We start from the raw sequence: 14,066 nt of genomic DNA, 5'->3' as shown, positions 1-14,066 counted from the left end.
GAAACATTGAACGTAACGTTCTCTTGAAGGAATTTTAAAATGGCAAAAGGCAAGTTTGAGCGGACCAAGCCGCACGTCAACGTTGGCACGATTGGTCACGTTGACCACGGCAAGACCACACTGACCGCAGCGATTGCGACCGTTCTGTCGAAGAAGTTCGGCGGCGAAGCGAAGGCATACGATCAGATCGATGCAGCGCCAGAAGAAAAGGCACGCGGCATCACGATCAACACCGCGCACGTTGAATACGAAACTGCAAACCGTCACTACGCGCACGTTGACTGCCCAGGCCACGCTGACTATGTGAAGAACATGATCACCGGTGCTGCGCAGATGGACGGCGCGATCCTGGTTTGCTCGGCCGCTGACGGCCCGATGCCACAGACCCGCGAGCACATCCTGCTGTCGCGTCAGGTTGGCGTTCCGTACATCATCGTTTTCCTGAACAAGGCAGACATGGTGGACGACGAAGAGCTGCTGGAACTGGTTGAAATGGAAGTTCGCGAGTTGTTGTCGAAGTACGAATTCCCAGGCGACGACCTGCCGATCATCAAGGGTTCGGCCAAGCTGGCGCTGGAAGGTGACACAGGCCCCCTGGGCGAAGGCGCGATCCTGGCCCTGGCCGAAGCGCTGGACAGCTACATCCCGACGCCAGAGCGCGCTGTTGATGGTTCGTTCCTGCTGCCGGTTGAAGACGTGTTCTCGATCTCGGGTCGCGGCACTGTGGTGACCGGTCGTGTTGAGCGCGGTATCGTCAAGGTTGGCGAAGCCCTGGAAATCGTTGGTATCCGTGACACGCAAGTGACCACATGTACCGGCGTTGAAATGTTCCGCAAGCTGCTGGACCAAGGTCAGGCAGGCGACAACGTTGGCGTGCTGCTGCGCGGCACCAAGCGTGAAGACGTGGAACGTGGCCAGGTTCTGGCCAAGCCAGGTTCGATCAAGCCGCACGCGCACTTCACAGGCGAGATCTACGTTCTGTCGAAGGACGAAGGCGGTCGTCACACCCCGTTCTTCAACAACTATCGTCCTCAGTTCTACTTCCGTACGACTGACGTGACCGGCGCGATCGAACTGCCAGAAGGCAAGGAAATGGTCATGCCAGGCGACAACGTGTCGATCACCGTGAAGCTGATCAACCCGATCGCGATGGAAGAAGGTCTGCGTTTCGCTATCCGTGAAGGCGGTCGTACCGTCGGCGCTGGTGTGGTTGCCAAGATCATCGCCTAAGTTTCAAGTAGTAGATTCAGGTTCGTTTTTTACCATCGCCGGGGATGATCCCATCCCCGGTTCGTTCTTTTAAGGAAAATCATGTCGGCTCCTAGTCAAAAAATCCGTATCCGTCTGAAAGCATTCGACTATCGTCTGATCGACCAGTCCGCACTGGAAATCGTCGACACCGCCAAGCGTACCGGCGCCGTCGTCAAGGGCCCGGTTCCACTGCCGACCCGTATCCAGCGTTTTGACGTGCTGCGTTCCCCGCACGTCAACAAGACTTCGCGCGACCAGTTCGAAATCCGTACCCATCAGCGCCTGATGGATATCGTCGATCCGACCGACAAGACGGTTGACGCATTGATGAAGCTGGATCTGCCTGCTGGCGTGGACGTCGAGATCAAGCTGCAATAAGCTCTGACAACCCGCAGTAAACTGTTGGAAAGGCGCACAACCCCGGTTGTGCGCTGTTTTTTTTCGGGCTATAATGCTCGGCTTCGATGTGGATTTTGCGCCTGCAAGGTCCACAATTATTGGTAGTACGAACATCAGCCCCGCCCAATCGCAGGCGGGAATGGAGAAAACAATGAGCCTGGGCCTTGTTGGTCGCAAGGTTGGTATGATGCGCATCTTCACGGAAGATGGGGATTCGATCCCTGTGACCGTGCTGGACGTGTCCAACAACCGCGTGACACAAATCAAAACGCCTGAAGTGGATGGTTATTCCGCTGTTCAGGTGACCTTCGGTCAACGTCGCGCTTCCCGCGTGACCAAAGCCGCTGCTGGTCACTACGCCAAAGCTGGCGTTGAAGCCGGTACCGTTCTGAAAGAATTCCGTGTTGACGCCGCCAAGGCTGCCGAATTGAAGGCAGGCGAAGTGGTTGGCATCGTCGGTCTGTTCGAAGCTGGTCAGAAAGTGGACGTCCAAGGCGTCTCGATCGGTAAGGGCTACGCCGGTACCATCAAGCGTTACAACTTCGCATCGGGTCGCGCGACTCACGGTAACTCCCGCTCGCACAACGTTCCTGGCTCCATCGGTATGGCGCAGGATCCGGGCCGCGTGTTTCCGGGCAAGCGCATGACTGGTCACATGGGTGACGTCACCACTACCGTGCAAAACCTGGAAATCGCTCGCGTTGACGCTGAGCGCCAGTTGCTGCTGGTCAAGGGTGCTGTTCCTGGTGCCAAGAACGGTCAAGTGATCGTTTCTCCGGCAGTCAAAGTCAAAGCGAAGAAGGGAGCCTAATAATGGATCTGAAGCTCCTGAATGACCAAGGTCAAGCTGCTTCGAACGTCGCCGCACCGGATACTATTTTCGGTCGTGATTACAACGAAGCCCTGATTCACCAGGTCGTGGTTGCTTACCAAGCCAATGCTCGCAGCGGCAACCGCAAGCAAAAAGACCGTGAAGAAGTCCATCACACAACCAAGAAGCCTTGGCGTCAAAAGGGTACTGGCCGCGCACGTGCCGGTATGTCCTCGTCGCCTCTGTGGCGCGGTGGTGGTCGTATTTTCCCGAACTCGCCAGACGAGAACTTCTCCCACAAGGTCAACAAGAAGATGTATCGCGCAGGTGTCTGCTCGATCCTGTCTCAGTTGGCACGTGAAGGCCGCCTGTCGGTGGTCGAGAACTTCGCTGTTGAAGCGCCAAAGACCAAGTTGCTGTCCCAGAAGCTCAAGAGCATGGGTCTGGACTCGGTGTTGGTGATCACTGACAGCCTGGACGAAAACCTGCTGCTGGCCTCCCGCAATCTGCCGGGCGTGCTGGTGGTTGAGCCACATCAAGCCGATCCTGTGTCGCTGGTGTTCTACAAGAGCATCCTGGTGACCAAGGCCGCGCTGGCCAAGATTGAGGAGTTGCTGGCATGAACGCAATCGTGAAATTTAGCGAAGAGCGCCTGATGAAGGTGCTGCTGGCGCCGGTCATCTCTGAAAAGGCAACCTTCGTCGCCGAGAAGAACGAGCAAGTCGTTTTTTTGGTGACCAAGGATGCTACCAAGCTGGAAGTCAAGGCTGCCGTCGAACTGCTGTTCAAGGTGGAAGTTGAGTCGGTCCAGGTAGCAAACCGCCAGGGCAAGCAAAAGCGCTCGGGTCGTACTGCCGGTCGCCGCAACCACACCCGTCGCGCGTTCGTCAGCCTGAAGCCGGGTCAAGAGATCAACTTCACCGAGGAGGCTAAATAATGGCACTCGTAAAAGTTAAACCGACCTCGCCCGGCCGGCGCGGTATGGTCAAGGTCGTTAATCCCGACCTGTACAAGGGCCGTCCGCTGGCGTCGTTGATCGAAAAGAAGTCGAAGACTGCTGGTCGTAACAACAACGGTCACATCACCACCCGTCACATCGGCGGTGGTCACAAGCAGCACTACCGTGTTGTCGATTTCCGTCGCAACAAGGATGGTATTCCGGCCAAGGTCGAGCGTATCGAATATGACCCGAACCGTACCGCGCACATCGCTTTGCTGTGCTACGCGGACGGCGAGCGCAAGTACATCATTGCGCCCAAGGGTCTGACCGTCGGTGACCAGCTGGTCAGCGGCTCGGAAGCGCCGATCAAGTCGGGTAACACCCTGCCGATCCGCAACATCCCAGTCGGTACCACTATCCACTGCGTGGAAATGTTGCCAGGCAAGGGCGCCCAAATCGCTCGTACCGCCGGCGCTGGTGTGGTCCTGATGGCGCGTGAAGGTACTTACGCCCAGGTCCGTCTGCGTTCGGGTGAAGTGCGTCGTGTGCACATCGAGTGCCGCGCCACTATCGGTGAAGTCGGTAACGGCGAACACAACCTGCGCAAGATCGGTAAGGCCGGTGCTACACGTTGGCGCGGTATCCGCCCGACCGTTCGTGGCGTCGTCATGAACCCGGTTGATCACCCGCACGGTGGTGGTGAAGGTAAGACTGCGGCTGGCCGTCATCCGGTTTCGCCGTGGGGTCAGCAGACCAAGGGCAAGAAGACTCGTAGCAACAAGCGTACGACTTCGATGATTGTCTCGCGTCGCGGCAAGAAATAAGGGATAAAACATGACACGTTCATTGAAAAAAGGTCCGTTCTGCGACGCGCATCTGGTGAAGAAGGTTGAAACCGCCCAGGCGATCAAGGACAAGAAGCCGATCAAGACCTGGTCGCGTCGTTCGACGATCATGCCAGACTTCATCGGTCTGACAATCGCGGTGCATAACGGCAAGCAACACGTGCCGGTCTATGTGTCGGAAAACATGGTTGGTCACAAGCTCGGCGAATTCGCGCTGACCCGTACGTTCAAGGGTCACGCCGCCGACAAGAAGGCTAAGAAATAAGGTCCTATGATGGAAACTAAAGCTATCCTGCGCGGTGTGCACCTGTCGGCTCAGAAGGGCCGTCTGGTTGCAGACCTGATCCGCGGTAAAAAAGTTGATCAAGCACTGAATATCTTGGCCTTCAGCCCCAAAAAGGGCGCGACCATCATCAAGAAGGTTCTGGAGTCCGCAATCGCGAACGCAGAACACAATGATGGTGTTGACATCGACGAACTGAAGATCAAGACCATTTATGTGGAAAAGGGTGCGGTCCTGAAGCGCTTCACAGCGCGCGCAAAGGGCCGTGGTGATCGTATTTCCAAGCAGTCGTGTCACATTTATGTGACCGTCGGAAACTAAGGAGTCACGATGGGACAGAAGATTCATCCAACCGGTTTCCGTCTGGCGGTTACACGTAACTGGGGCTCGCGTTGGTATGCAGGCAATGCAACATTTGCCGAAATGCTCAACGAAGACTTGAAGGTCCGTGCTTTCCTGAAGAAGAAGCTGAAGAACGCTTCGGTGGGTCGCGTCGTTATCGAGCGTCCAGCCAAGAATGCACGCATCACCATTTACAGCTCCCGTCCAGGTGTTGTGATCGGCAAGAAGGGCGAAGACATCGAAGTTCTGAAGTCGTCGCTGGCCAAGCTGATGGGCGTGCCCGTGCACGTCAACATCGAAGAAATCCGCAAGCCGGAAGCCGATGCTCAGCTGATCGCCGATTCGATCGCTCAACAGCTCGAGAAGCGCATCATGTTCCGTCGCGCCATGAAGCGCGCGATGCAAAATGCAATGCGCCTTGGCGCGCAAGGCATCAAGATCATGTCGTCGGGCCGTCTGAACGGTATCGAAATCGCACGTACCGAATGGTACCGTGAAGGTCGTGTGCCTCTGCACACCCTGCGCGCCGATATCGATTACGGTACTTCGGAAGCTGAAACCACCTACGGCATCATCGGTATCAAGGTGTGGGTCTACAAGGGCGACCGCCTGGCAAACGGCGAATCGCCGGTTCTGGTTGGCGAGCCTGAAGACGACAAGAAGCGTCGCGGCCCACGTCGTGACGACGGTAAGCCAGGTGCACGTCCTCGTTCGAAGACTGGCGCGCCAGGTGCTCCGGGCGCCGGCGCCAAGCGCGGCGGTGGTCGTCCTCAAGCTGCCGATGCCGGTGTGTCGGCTGAGAAAGCGGGAGAATAATCATGCTGCAACCAGCACGTAGAAAATATCGTAAAGAACAAAAGGGTCGTAACACTGGTATTTCGCACACCCGCGGAACAGCAGTGTCGTTCGGCGACTTTGGTCTGAAGGCAGTCGGCCGTGGCCGTCTGACCGCACGTCAGATCGAAGCTGCACGTCGTGCGATGACTCGTCACATCAAGCGCGGTGGTCGTATCTGGATCCGCGTTTTCCCGGACAAGCCAATTTCCCAGAAGCCTGCAGAAGTGCGTATGGGTAACGGTAAGGGTAATCCGGAGTACTACGTGGCTGAAATCCAGCCAGGTAAGGTACTGTACGAGATGGACGGTGTCGACGAGACTTTGGCGCGCGAGGCGTTCCGTTTGGCTGCTGCCAAATTGCCGCTGGCGACGACTTTTGTTGTTCGTCAAGTCGGTCAATAATTAGGAGCGGAATATGAAAGCATCGGAACTCCGCGGTAAGGACAAGGCTGCGCTGGATAAAGAACTGGGTGAGTTGTTGAAGGCCCAGTTCAGCCTGCGTATGCAAATTGCAACTCAGCAACTGAACAATACCGCACAGCTGAAGAAAGTACGTCGCGACATCGCGCGTGTGAAAACTGTGATCAACTCGAAGGATGGTCAACAATGAACGATCAAGTGAAACAGGCGCTCAAGCGCACGCTGATTGGCAAAGTTGTGTCCGACAAGATGGACAAGACTGTTACCGTCTTGATCGAACGTCACGTCAAGCACCCGCTGTACGGCAAAATCATCATGCGTACCAAGAAGTACCACGCACATGACGAGTCGAACACTGCCAAGGAAGGCGACGTCGTTGAAATCCAGGAAGGCCGTCCGGTCTCCAAGACCAAAGCCTGGACAGTGACACGCGTTGTGCAGGAAGCACAAATCGTATAAGTAGTTCTTGCAGGCTCGATATTATGCTGACATAATATCGAGCTCTGTCCTTGCTGCGCCACGCTGGCAAGGTTAGTAAAAAAGTAGCTTTATATTCGTCCCCTAACTAGCGAGTTCGCTTGCTAACAGGACCAAGACTGACCGAGTTTCGCATCGTGCGATTCGCGGATTAAGTTGGGAAAGAAAATATCATGATTCAAACTGAAAGCCGGCTCGAAGTGGCCGACAACACCGGTGCGCGCGAAGTTCTGTGCATCAAGGTCTTGGGTGGTTCCAAGCGCCGCTATGCGGGCATTGGCGACGTGATCAAGGTCACCGTCAAGAGCGCCGCTCCACGCGGTCGCGTCAAGAAGGGCGAGATTTACAATGCTGTCGTCGTTCGTACCGCCAAGGGCGTGCGTCGTCAAGATGGTTCGCTGGTCAAGTTCGATGGCAATGCAGCAGTGCTGCTGAATGCCAAGCTCGAGCCGATCGGTACCCGTATTTTTGGGCCGGTGACTCGTGAGCTGCGCACTGAGCGCTTCATGAAGATCGTTTCCCTGGCACCTGAAGTTCTGTAAGGAGTGGTCATGGCAAAGATTCGTAAAAACGATGAAGTCATCGTGTTGACCGGCAAAGACAAGGGCAAGCGCGGCGTCGTGAGTGCTTGCGTCAGCGCTGACTACGTTATCGTGGAAGGCGTGAACGTTGCTAAGAAAGCGACCCGTCCTAACCCGATGACAGGTGCAACTGGCGGCATCGTCGATAAGCTGATGCCAATTCACGTGTCGAATGTTGCGTTGTTCAACGCAGCTTCCGGCAAGGCAGATCGCGTGGCTTACAAGCAAGTGGACGGCAAGAAAGTCCGTGCTTACAAGTCCAGCGGCGAAGTCGTTAAGGTTTAATTATCATGGCACGTCTTCAAGAGTTTTATAAAGAAAAGGTCGTTGCCGACCTGACCGCAAAGTATTCGTACAAGTCGGTGATGGAAGTTCCACGCATTCTGAAGATCACCCTGAACATGGGTCTGTCGGAAGCGGTTGCGGACAAGAAGATCATCGAACACGCCGTGGGCGACCTGACCAAGATCGCCGGCCAGAAGCCGGTCGTGACCAAGGCGCGCAAAGCGATCGCCGGGTTCAAGATCCGCGAAGGCTACCCGATCGGTTGCATGGTGACCCTGCGCGGCGCCCGCATGTACGAATTCCTGGATCGCTTCATCACTGTCGCGCTGCCGCGCGTTCGTGACTTCCGTGGCGTTTCCGGTCGTGCATTCGACGGTCGTGGCAACTACAACATCGGTGTGAAAGAGCAGATCATTTTCCCCGAAATCGAGTACGACAAGATCGATGCGCTGCGTGGTATGAACATCAGTATCACCACGACTGCCAAGACCGACGACGAAGCGAAAGCGCTCCTCGCCGCATTTAAATTCCCGTTCAGAAACTGAGGATGCCATGGCAAAACTGGCACTGATTAACCGCGAACAGAAGCGCGCCGACCTGGTGAAGAAGTATGCCGGCAAGCGTGCTGAGTTGAAGGCTGTTATCAACGATCAATCGAAGTCGGAAGAAGAGCGTTACGAAGCTCGCCTGAAGTTGCAGGCGCTGCCGCGTAACTCGGCTCCGACCCGTCAACGCAATCGTTGCGCCTTGACCGGTCGTCCCCGTGGCACCTTCCGTAAGTTCGGATTGGGCCGTATCAAGGTCCGTGAAATCGCCATGCGTGGCGAAATCCCGGGTTTGACCAAAGCTAGCTGGTAATAGGAGAACAAGCAATGAGTATGAGCGATCCTATCGCCGATATGCTGACCCGTATCCGCAATGCACAAGGCGTGAAAAAGACTACTGTCGCCATGCCTTCTTCCAAAGTGAAGGTTGCAATTGCCAACGTCCTGAAGGACGAGGGTTACATCGAAGATTTCGCTGTTGTCGACGCTGGCGGCAAAGCAGAATTGAAAATTGGTTTGAAGTATTACGCCGGTCGTCCGGTCATCGAACGCCTCGAGCGCGTGTCCCGTCCGGGCCTGCGCATCTACAAGGGCAAGGATGATATTCCGAACGTCATGAATGGCTTGGGTGTGGCGATTGTGTCCACTCCACGCGGCGTGATGACTGACCGCAAAGCACGCGCAACCGGTGTCGGTGGCGAAGTGATTTGCTACGTGGCCTAAGGAGTGCAATATGTCTCGTGTAGGTAAAATGCCTGTTGCACTGCCAAGTGGCGCGGAAGCGACCATCACGGCAACAGCAATCACCGTCAAGGGCCCGCTGGGCTCGTTGACGCAACCCCTGACCGGTAAGGTCAAGGTTGCAAACAACAATGGCTCGCTGAGCTTCGAAGTGGCTGATGACAGCCGCGAAGCAAACGCGATGTCCGGTACCCTGCGTGCTCTGGTCAATAACATGGTCAACGGCGTCACCAAGGGCTTCGAAAGAAAGCTGCAATTGGTTGGCGTTGGTTTCCGTGCACAAGCTCAAGGCGACAAGCTGAATCTGTCGCTGGGCTTTTCGCACCCGATCGTGCACCAGATGCCTGCTGGTATCAAGGTTGAGACCCCGACACAGACCGAAATCCTGATCAAGGGTATCGATCGTCAGGTGGTCGGTCAGGTCGCCGCTGAAATTCGTGCTTATCGCGAACCCGAACCCTATAAGGGCAAGGGCGTGCGCTATAGCGACGAAGTGGTGACGCTCAAAGAAACCAAGAAGAAGTAATAGGGGTTGACGATGGACAAGAAACAATCTCGCCTGCGCCGTGCGACTCAGACTCGCGCCAAGATCGCAGAACTGAAGGTCAATCGCCTGGCCGTGCATCGCACCAATACGCACATCTACGCGAGCGTCATCGGTCCGGATTCCAACGTTCTGGCTTCGGCCTCGACTCTGGAAGCCGAAGTTCGCGCCGAGCTGGCAGCACAGTCGGGCAACGGCGGCAACGCTGCTGCTGCTGCGCTGATCGGCAAGCGCGTCGCCGAAAAGGCCCTGAAGGCTGGCGTCACCGAAGTCGCTTTCGATCGCTCGGGTTTCCGTTATCACGGTCGCGTCAAGGCGCTGGCTGAGGCTGCGCGTGAAGCCGGCCTGAAGTTCTAAGGGATATTCATCATGGCAAAAATGCAATCGAAACAGCAAAGCGACAAGCCTGATGACGGCATGCGCGAAAAGATGATCGCGGTCAATCGCGTCACCAAAGTGGTGAAGGGCGGCCGTATCATGGGTTTCGCTGCGCTGGCAGTGGTTGGTGACGGCGATGGCCGCATCGGCATGGGCAAGGGCAAGTCGAAGGAAGTGCCAGTGGCCGTTCAGAAGGCGATGGAAGAAGCCCGTCGCAAGATGATCAAGGTTACGCTGAAGAACGGCACCCTGCACCACACGGTGCACGGCAAGCACGGCGCCTCGTCGGTGTTGATGTCGCCTGCCAAGGACGGTACTGGCGTTATCGCCGGCGGCCCGATGCGCGCGATCTTCGAAGTGATGGGCGTGACCAACGTGGTGGCGAAGTCGACTGGTTCGACCAACCCCTACAACATGGTGCGTGCCACCCTCGACGGTCTGTCGAAGATGAACACTCCGGCTGAAGTTGCTGCCAAGCGCGGCAAGTCGGTCGAAGATATCCTGGGCTAAGGTGAATCAGATGTCGAACACAATCAAAGTTCAGCTGGTCAAGGGTCTGATCGGTACTCGTCAGGACCACCGCGCGACCGTGCGCGGTCTGGGTCTGCGTCGCGTCAACTCGGTATCGGTGCTGGAAGATACCCCGTCGGTGCGCGGCATGATCAACAAAGTGTCCTATCTTGTGAAGGTTGTTTCGTAAGCGTCAGCTTGCGAACGGAGCAAATCATGGAATTAAACACAATCCAACCCGCAGAAGGCGCAAAGCACTACAAGCGTCGCGTCGGTCGTGGCATCGGTTCGGGTCTGGGTAAAACCTCCGGCCGTGGTCACAAGGGTCAGAAGTCGCGTTCGGGCGGTTTCCACAAGGTCGGTTTCGAAGGCGGTCAGATGCCTCTGCAACGCCGTCTGCCAAAGCGTGGTTTCAAGTCGCTGGCAACGCCGTACAAGGCTGAAGTCCGTTTGTCCGATCTGGAAAAGCTGCCAGTCGCAGAGATCGATGTATTGGCATTGAAGCAAGCCGGCCTGGTGTCGGAACTGGCTCGTGTCGTGCGCATCATCAAGGCCGGCGAATTGACCAAGAAAGTGACCGTCAAGGGTCTGATCGCGACCAAGGGTGCCAAGGCTGCTATTGAAGCCGCTGGCGGTTCCGTCGCTGAGTGATCCGAACCCGGAGCAATAATTGGCAACTACTCCTCAATTAGCGAAGGGCGCAGCCAAGGGTTTCCCTTGGAGCCGTCTGTGGTTCCTGCTGGGGGCGTTGATCGTCTATCGCATCGGTGCACATATCCCGGTTCCGGGTATTGATCCGACGCAATTGGCGCAATTGTTCAAGCAGAACCAGGGCGGCATCCTGGGCATGTTCAACATGTTCTCGGGTGGTGCACTGTCGCGTTTCACGATCTTTGCACTGGGGATCATGCCGTATATCTCGGCGTCGATCATCATGCAGCTGCTGTCGGTAGTTTCGCCGCAGCTGGAAGCGCTGAAGAAAGAGGGAGAATCGGGGCGTCGCAAGATTACCCAGTACACCCGTTACGGCACGCTGGTGCTGGCGACGTTCCAGGCGCTTGGCATTGCGGTGGCACTTGAATCGCAAGCTGGTCTGGTGCTGGATCCAGGTCTGGCGTTTCGCATGACGACGGTAGTGACCCTGGTGACCGGTACGATGTTCCTGATGTGGCTGGGTGAGCAAATCACTGAGCGTGGTCTGGGCAACGGTATCTCGATCATCATCTTCGCTGGTATTGCTGCAGGTCTGCCGAATGCTCTGGGTGGTTTGTTCGAGCTGGTTCGTACTGGTTCGATGAATGCGCTGTCGGCAATTCTGATCTGCGTGATCGTGGCGCTGGTGACTTTCCTGGTGGTGTTCATTGAACGCGGCCAGCGCAAGATCCTGGTGAACTATGCCAAGCGTCAGGTCGGTAACAAGATCTACGGTGGTCAAAGCAGCCACCTGCCGCTGAAGTTGAACATGGCAGGCGTGATCCCACCGATCTTCGCTTCGTCGATCATCTTGTTTCCGGCGACGATTACGAGCTGGTTTACCTCTGGCGATAGCTCGAATCCCTTCATTCGTTTTCTGAAGGATCTGGCAGCGTCGATGGCGCCGGGTGAACCTATCCACGCCTTGCTGTATGCGGTAGCAATCGTGTTCTTCTGCTTTTTCTATACTGCGCTGGTATTCAACAGCAAGGAAACTGCAGATAACCTGAAGAAGAGTGGTGCATTTGTTCCGGGTATTCGACCGGGTGACCAGACGGCGCGTTACATCGACAAGATCTTGATGCGTCTGACATTGGCTGGTGCGGTGTATATCACGCTGGTCTGTCTGTTGCCTGAGTTCCTGATTGCCCGCTGGAAAGTGCCGTTCTATTTTGGTGGCACCTCGCTGCTGATCATTGTGGTCGTGACGATGGACTTCATGGCCCAAGTGCAGAACTACGTAATGTCGCAGCAATATGAATCGTTACTCCGCAAGGCGAATTTCAAGGGTGGCATGACCCCGCGTTGAGCGGTGTGTCACCCAGGGGAACGCGACAGGGAACGCTTAGTGTTCCGTGCCAAGTAACAGTGTGAATCGAACCTAGTATTGAAAGAAAGAGGGCCACAATGAAAGTGCTCGCATCAGTCAAGCGGATCTGCCGCAACTGCAAAATCATCAAGCGCAATGGCGTCGTTCGTGTGATCTGCACCGAACCCCGTCATAAGCAGCGCCAAGGTTAACTTAACGTTATTGATCGAGGAATAACGAATGGCACGTATTGCAGGGGTTAACATCCCCAACCATCAGCACACCGTCATCGGCTTGACCGCCATCTACGGTATTGGCCGTCCGCGCGCAGAGGATATCTGTGTTGCGACCGGTGTCCCGACCAACAAGAAGGTCAAGGACCTGGACGACAACGAACTCGAAAAGCTGCGTGACGAGATCGCCAAGTTCGTGGTCGAAGGCGATCTGCGCCGCGAGCTGTCCATGAACATCAAGCGTCTGATGGATCTGGGTTGCTATCGCGGTCTGCGTCACCGTCGCGGTCTGCCAGTGCGCGGCCAACGTACTCGCACCAACGCTCGTACTCGCAAGGGTCCGCGCAAGGCCGCTCAATCGTTGAAGAAATAATCCCGGCAGGCGCGTCGTCGCTAGTCACTGGTCGGATTCAAGGAAATCATTATGGCAAAAAGCCCCAATAACGCAGCAGCATCGCGTGTGCGTAAGAAAGTCAAGAAGAACGTCGCCGAAGGTATCGCGTTCGTTCACGCTTCGTTCAACAACACCATCATCACGATCACCGATCGTCAGGGCAACACCCTGTCGTGGGCGACCGCTGGCGGTGCTGGCTTCAAGGGTTCGCGTAAGTCGACTCCGTTCGCAGCCCAGGTCGCGGCTGAAACCGCAGGCAAGGTTGCGGTCGAATGCGGCATCAAGAACCTGGAAGTGCGCATCAAGGGCCCAGGCCCAGGCCGTGAATCCTCCGTGCGTGCGTTGAACAACCTGGGTATCAAGATCACCTTGATCCAGGACGTGACTCCGGTACCGCACAACGGCTGCCGTCCGCCGAAGCGTCGTCGTATCTAATTTGTAGTATAATCTTGCGCTTTGCCGGATTCAGGCTGAAAAGCCCCGGCAAAAGCAACGGATTCCACCCGCCAACGACCTTGGCGGGTTTTGTTCTTAAGCCCACTGTCTGATTTCAAGCAGATCAGACTAGCGTCCGGCAGTTCGGGACGTCATTTAACAAAGGAAATACTGTGGCACGTTATATCGGACCAAAAGCAAAGCTCTCCCGCCGCGAAGGCACTGACCTGTTCCTGAAGAGCGCACGTCGCTCGCTGGATTCCAAGTGCAAGCTGGATTCCAAGCCAGGCCAACATGGTCGCACTTCGGGTGCCCGCACCTCCGACTACGGCAACCAATTGCGCGAAAAGCAAAAGGTCAAGCGCATGTACGGCGTCCTCGAGCGTCAGTTCCGCCGCTACTTCGCTGAAGCCGATCGTCGCAAGGGCAACACCGGTGAAAACCTGTTGAAGCTGCTGGAATCGCGTCTGGACAACGTCGTCTACCGCATGGGTTTCGGTTCGACCCGCGCTGAAGCACGTCAGCTGGTGTCGCACAAGGCCCTGACCGTGAACGGCAAGGTCGTCAACATCGCTTCGTACTCGGTCAAGGCTGGTGACGTCGTCGCCATCCGTGAAAAGGCCAAGAAGCAAGTGCGTATCGCCGAAGCGCTGTCGCTGGCAGAGCAATCCGGTTACCCATCGTGGGTGTCGGTCGACTCGAAGAAGCTGGAAGCTACCTTCAAGTCGTCGCCTGACCGCAGCGAAATCGCCAACGACGTCAACGAATCGCTGATCGTCGAACTGTACTCGCGTTAATTTCGTAGCAAGCAGTA

Annotated in this window: 27 protein-coding genes; all 27 read left to right on the top strand. The window is 56.2% G+C overall.

Translation table 11 applies throughout. The features are described 5' to 3' along the window. Window positions 1-39 precede the first annotated feature (39 nt). Window positions 40-1,230, top strand: a complete 1,191-nt coding sequence (gene tuf / locus LBW87_RS16550; RefSeq protein ID WP_225202581.1) for an elongation factor Tu — start codon at window positions 40-42, stop codon at window positions 1,228-1,230. 81 nt (window positions 1,231-1,311) lie between these two features. Beyond that, the gene (gene rpsJ / locus LBW87_RS16545) at window positions 1,312-1,629 is read left to right on the top strand and encodes a 30S ribosomal protein S10 (protein ID WP_008113175.1); all 318 of its coding nucleotides are present in this window, start codon (window positions 1,312-1,314) and stop codon (window positions 1,627-1,629) included. Between the two features lie 160 nt (window positions 1,630-1,789). Further along, window positions 1,790-2,461, top strand: a complete 672-nt coding sequence (gene rplC, locus LBW87_RS16540; protein ID WP_193365675.1) for a 50S ribosomal protein L3 — start codon at window positions 1,790-1,792, stop codon at window positions 2,459-2,461. Between the two features lie 2 nt (window positions 2,462-2,463). Continuing rightward, window positions 2,464-3,084 carry a 50S ribosomal protein L4 gene (gene rplD / locus LBW87_RS16535; protein WP_008113173.1) on the top strand — a complete coding sequence of 207 codons (621 nt, stop codon included), beginning with the start codon at window positions 2,464-2,466 and terminating at the stop codon, window positions 3,082-3,084. Beyond that, window positions 3,081-3,398: a 50S ribosomal protein L23 gene (rplW, locus tag LBW87_RS16530; protein WP_008113172.1), complete on the top strand. Its 318-nt coding sequence runs from the start codon at window positions 3,081-3,083 to the stop codon at window positions 3,396-3,398. Before rplD ends, rplW begins: the two co-directional genes overlap by 4 nt. Next, on the top strand, window positions 3,398-4,225 hold the full coding sequence (gene rplB / locus LBW87_RS16525; protein ID WP_225202580.1) for a 50S ribosomal protein L2: 828 nt from the start codon (window positions 3,398-3,400) through the stop codon (window positions 4,223-4,225). The genes rplW and rplB overlap by 1 nt, the downstream gene beginning before the upstream one ends. A gap of 10 nt (window positions 4,226-4,235) precedes the next feature. Then, window positions 4,236-4,511: a 30S ribosomal protein S19 gene (gene rpsS / locus LBW87_RS16520; protein ID WP_008113170.1), complete on the top strand. Its 276-nt coding sequence runs from the start codon at window positions 4,236-4,238 to the stop codon at window positions 4,509-4,511. Window positions 4,512-4,517: 6 nt separating this feature from the next. Beyond that, complete coding sequence (gene rplV, locus LBW87_RS16515) at window positions 4,518-4,850, top strand: 50S ribosomal protein L22 (protein ID WP_225202579.1); 333 nt, start codon at window positions 4,518-4,520, stop codon at window positions 4,848-4,850. Between the two features lie 9 nt (window positions 4,851-4,859). Beyond that, entirely contained in the window at window positions 4,860-5,687 is an 828-nt protein-coding gene (rpsC, locus tag LBW87_RS16510) for a 30S ribosomal protein S3 (protein WP_008113165.1), read from the top strand. Window positions 5,688-5,689: 2 nt separating this feature from the next. Next, complete coding sequence (rplP, locus tag LBW87_RS16505; protein ID WP_008113163.1) at window positions 5,690-6,109, top strand: 50S ribosomal protein L16; 420 nt, start codon at window positions 5,690-5,692, stop codon at window positions 6,107-6,109. Between the two features lie 13 nt (window positions 6,110-6,122). Continuing rightward, window positions 6,123-6,317 carry a 50S ribosomal protein L29 gene (gene rpmC, locus LBW87_RS16500; protein WP_008113161.1) on the top strand — a complete coding sequence of 65 codons (195 nt, stop codon included), beginning with the start codon at window positions 6,123-6,125 and terminating at the stop codon, window positions 6,315-6,317. Then, window positions 6,314-6,586, top strand: coding sequence for a 30S ribosomal protein S17 (gene rpsQ / locus LBW87_RS16495; protein ID WP_008113159.1), 273 nt, complete (start codon window positions 6,314-6,316; stop codon window positions 6,584-6,586). The genes rpmC and rpsQ overlap by 4 nt, the downstream gene beginning before the upstream one ends. 191 nt (window positions 6,587-6,777) lie before the next feature. After that, window positions 6,778-7,146: a 50S ribosomal protein L14 gene (gene rplN, locus LBW87_RS16490; protein ID WP_006464924.1), complete on the top strand. Its 369-nt coding sequence runs from the start codon at window positions 6,778-6,780 to the stop codon at window positions 7,144-7,146. 9 nt (window positions 7,147-7,155) lie between these two features. Then, window positions 7,156-7,470: a 50S ribosomal protein L24 gene (rplX, locus tag LBW87_RS16485; RefSeq protein WP_008113156.1), complete on the top strand. Its 315-nt coding sequence runs from the start codon at window positions 7,156-7,158 to the stop codon at window positions 7,468-7,470. 5 nt (window positions 7,471-7,475) lie between these two features. After that, window positions 7,476-8,015, top strand: coding sequence for a 50S ribosomal protein L5 (rplE, locus tag LBW87_RS16480; protein WP_008113154.1), 540 nt, complete (start codon window positions 7,476-7,478; stop codon window positions 8,013-8,015). Between the two features lie 7 nt (window positions 8,016-8,022). After that, window positions 8,023-8,328 carry a 30S ribosomal protein S14 gene (gene rpsN, locus LBW87_RS16475; protein WP_008113152.1) on the top strand — a complete coding sequence of 102 codons (306 nt, stop codon included), beginning with the start codon at window positions 8,023-8,025 and terminating at the stop codon, window positions 8,326-8,328. 14 nt (window positions 8,329-8,342) lie between these two features. Then, entirely contained in the window at window positions 8,343-8,738 is a 396-nt protein-coding gene (gene rpsH / locus LBW87_RS16470) for a 30S ribosomal protein S8 (RefSeq protein ID WP_008113150.1), read from the top strand. A gap of 10 nt (window positions 8,739-8,748) precedes the next feature. After that, the gene (rplF, locus tag LBW87_RS16465) at window positions 8,749-9,282 is read left to right on the top strand and encodes a 50S ribosomal protein L6 (RefSeq protein WP_225202578.1); all 534 of its coding nucleotides are present in this window, start codon (window positions 8,749-8,751) and stop codon (window positions 9,280-9,282) included. Window positions 9,283-9,294: 12 nt separating this feature from the next. Then, on the top strand, window positions 9,295-9,657 hold the full coding sequence (rplR, locus tag LBW87_RS16460) for a 50S ribosomal protein L18 (protein WP_008113146.1): 363 nt from the start codon (window positions 9,295-9,297) through the stop codon (window positions 9,655-9,657). Between the two features lie 12 nt (window positions 9,658-9,669). Next, entirely contained in the window at window positions 9,670-10,188 is a 519-nt protein-coding gene (gene rpsE, locus LBW87_RS16455; RefSeq protein WP_008113144.1) for a 30S ribosomal protein S5, read from the top strand. Window positions 10,189-10,198: 10 nt separating this feature from the next. Next, a complete protein-coding gene (gene rpmD, locus LBW87_RS16450; protein WP_008113143.1) occupies window positions 10,199-10,378 on the top strand; it encodes a 50S ribosomal protein L30 in 180 nt (59 codons plus the stop codon). A 26-nt stretch (window positions 10,379-10,404) separates the two neighbouring features. After that, entirely contained in the window at window positions 10,405-10,839 is a 435-nt protein-coding gene (gene rplO, locus LBW87_RS16445; protein ID WP_225202577.1) for a 50S ribosomal protein L15, read from the top strand. Between the two features lie 19 nt (window positions 10,840-10,858). Further along, entirely contained in the window at window positions 10,859-12,190 is a 1,332-nt protein-coding gene (gene secY / locus LBW87_RS16440) for a preprotein translocase subunit SecY (protein ID WP_008113138.1), read from the top strand. 98 nt (window positions 12,191-12,288) lie between these two features. Further along, a complete protein-coding gene (rpmJ, locus tag LBW87_RS16435) occupies window positions 12,289-12,402 on the top strand; it encodes a 50S ribosomal protein L36 (protein WP_006464913.1) in 114 nt (37 codons plus the stop codon). A 28-nt stretch (window positions 12,403-12,430) separates the two neighbouring features. Next, on the top strand, window positions 12,431-12,796 hold the full coding sequence (rpsM, locus tag LBW87_RS16430) for a 30S ribosomal protein S13 (RefSeq protein WP_040501720.1): 366 nt from the start codon (window positions 12,431-12,433) through the stop codon (window positions 12,794-12,796). Between the two features lie 51 nt (window positions 12,797-12,847). Continuing rightward, window positions 12,848-13,252: a 30S ribosomal protein S11 gene (gene rpsK / locus LBW87_RS16425; protein WP_008113134.1), complete on the top strand. Its 405-nt coding sequence runs from the start codon at window positions 12,848-12,850 to the stop codon at window positions 13,250-13,252. Window positions 13,253-13,425: 173 nt separating this feature from the next. Then, window positions 13,426-14,049, top strand: a complete 624-nt coding sequence (gene rpsD / locus LBW87_RS16420) for a 30S ribosomal protein S4 (protein ID WP_008113132.1) — start codon at window positions 13,426-13,428, stop codon at window positions 14,047-14,049. The last annotated feature ends 17 nt before the right edge of the window (window positions 14,050-14,066 follow it).

Origin of the sequence: Herbaspirillum sp. alder98, assembly GCF_020179755.1 — a bacterium.
Classification (GTDB): domain Bacteria; phylum Pseudomonadota; class Gammaproteobacteria; order Burkholderiales; family Burkholderiaceae_D; genus Herbaspirillum.
This window is presented reverse-complemented; position numbering and strand designations above follow the sequence as displayed.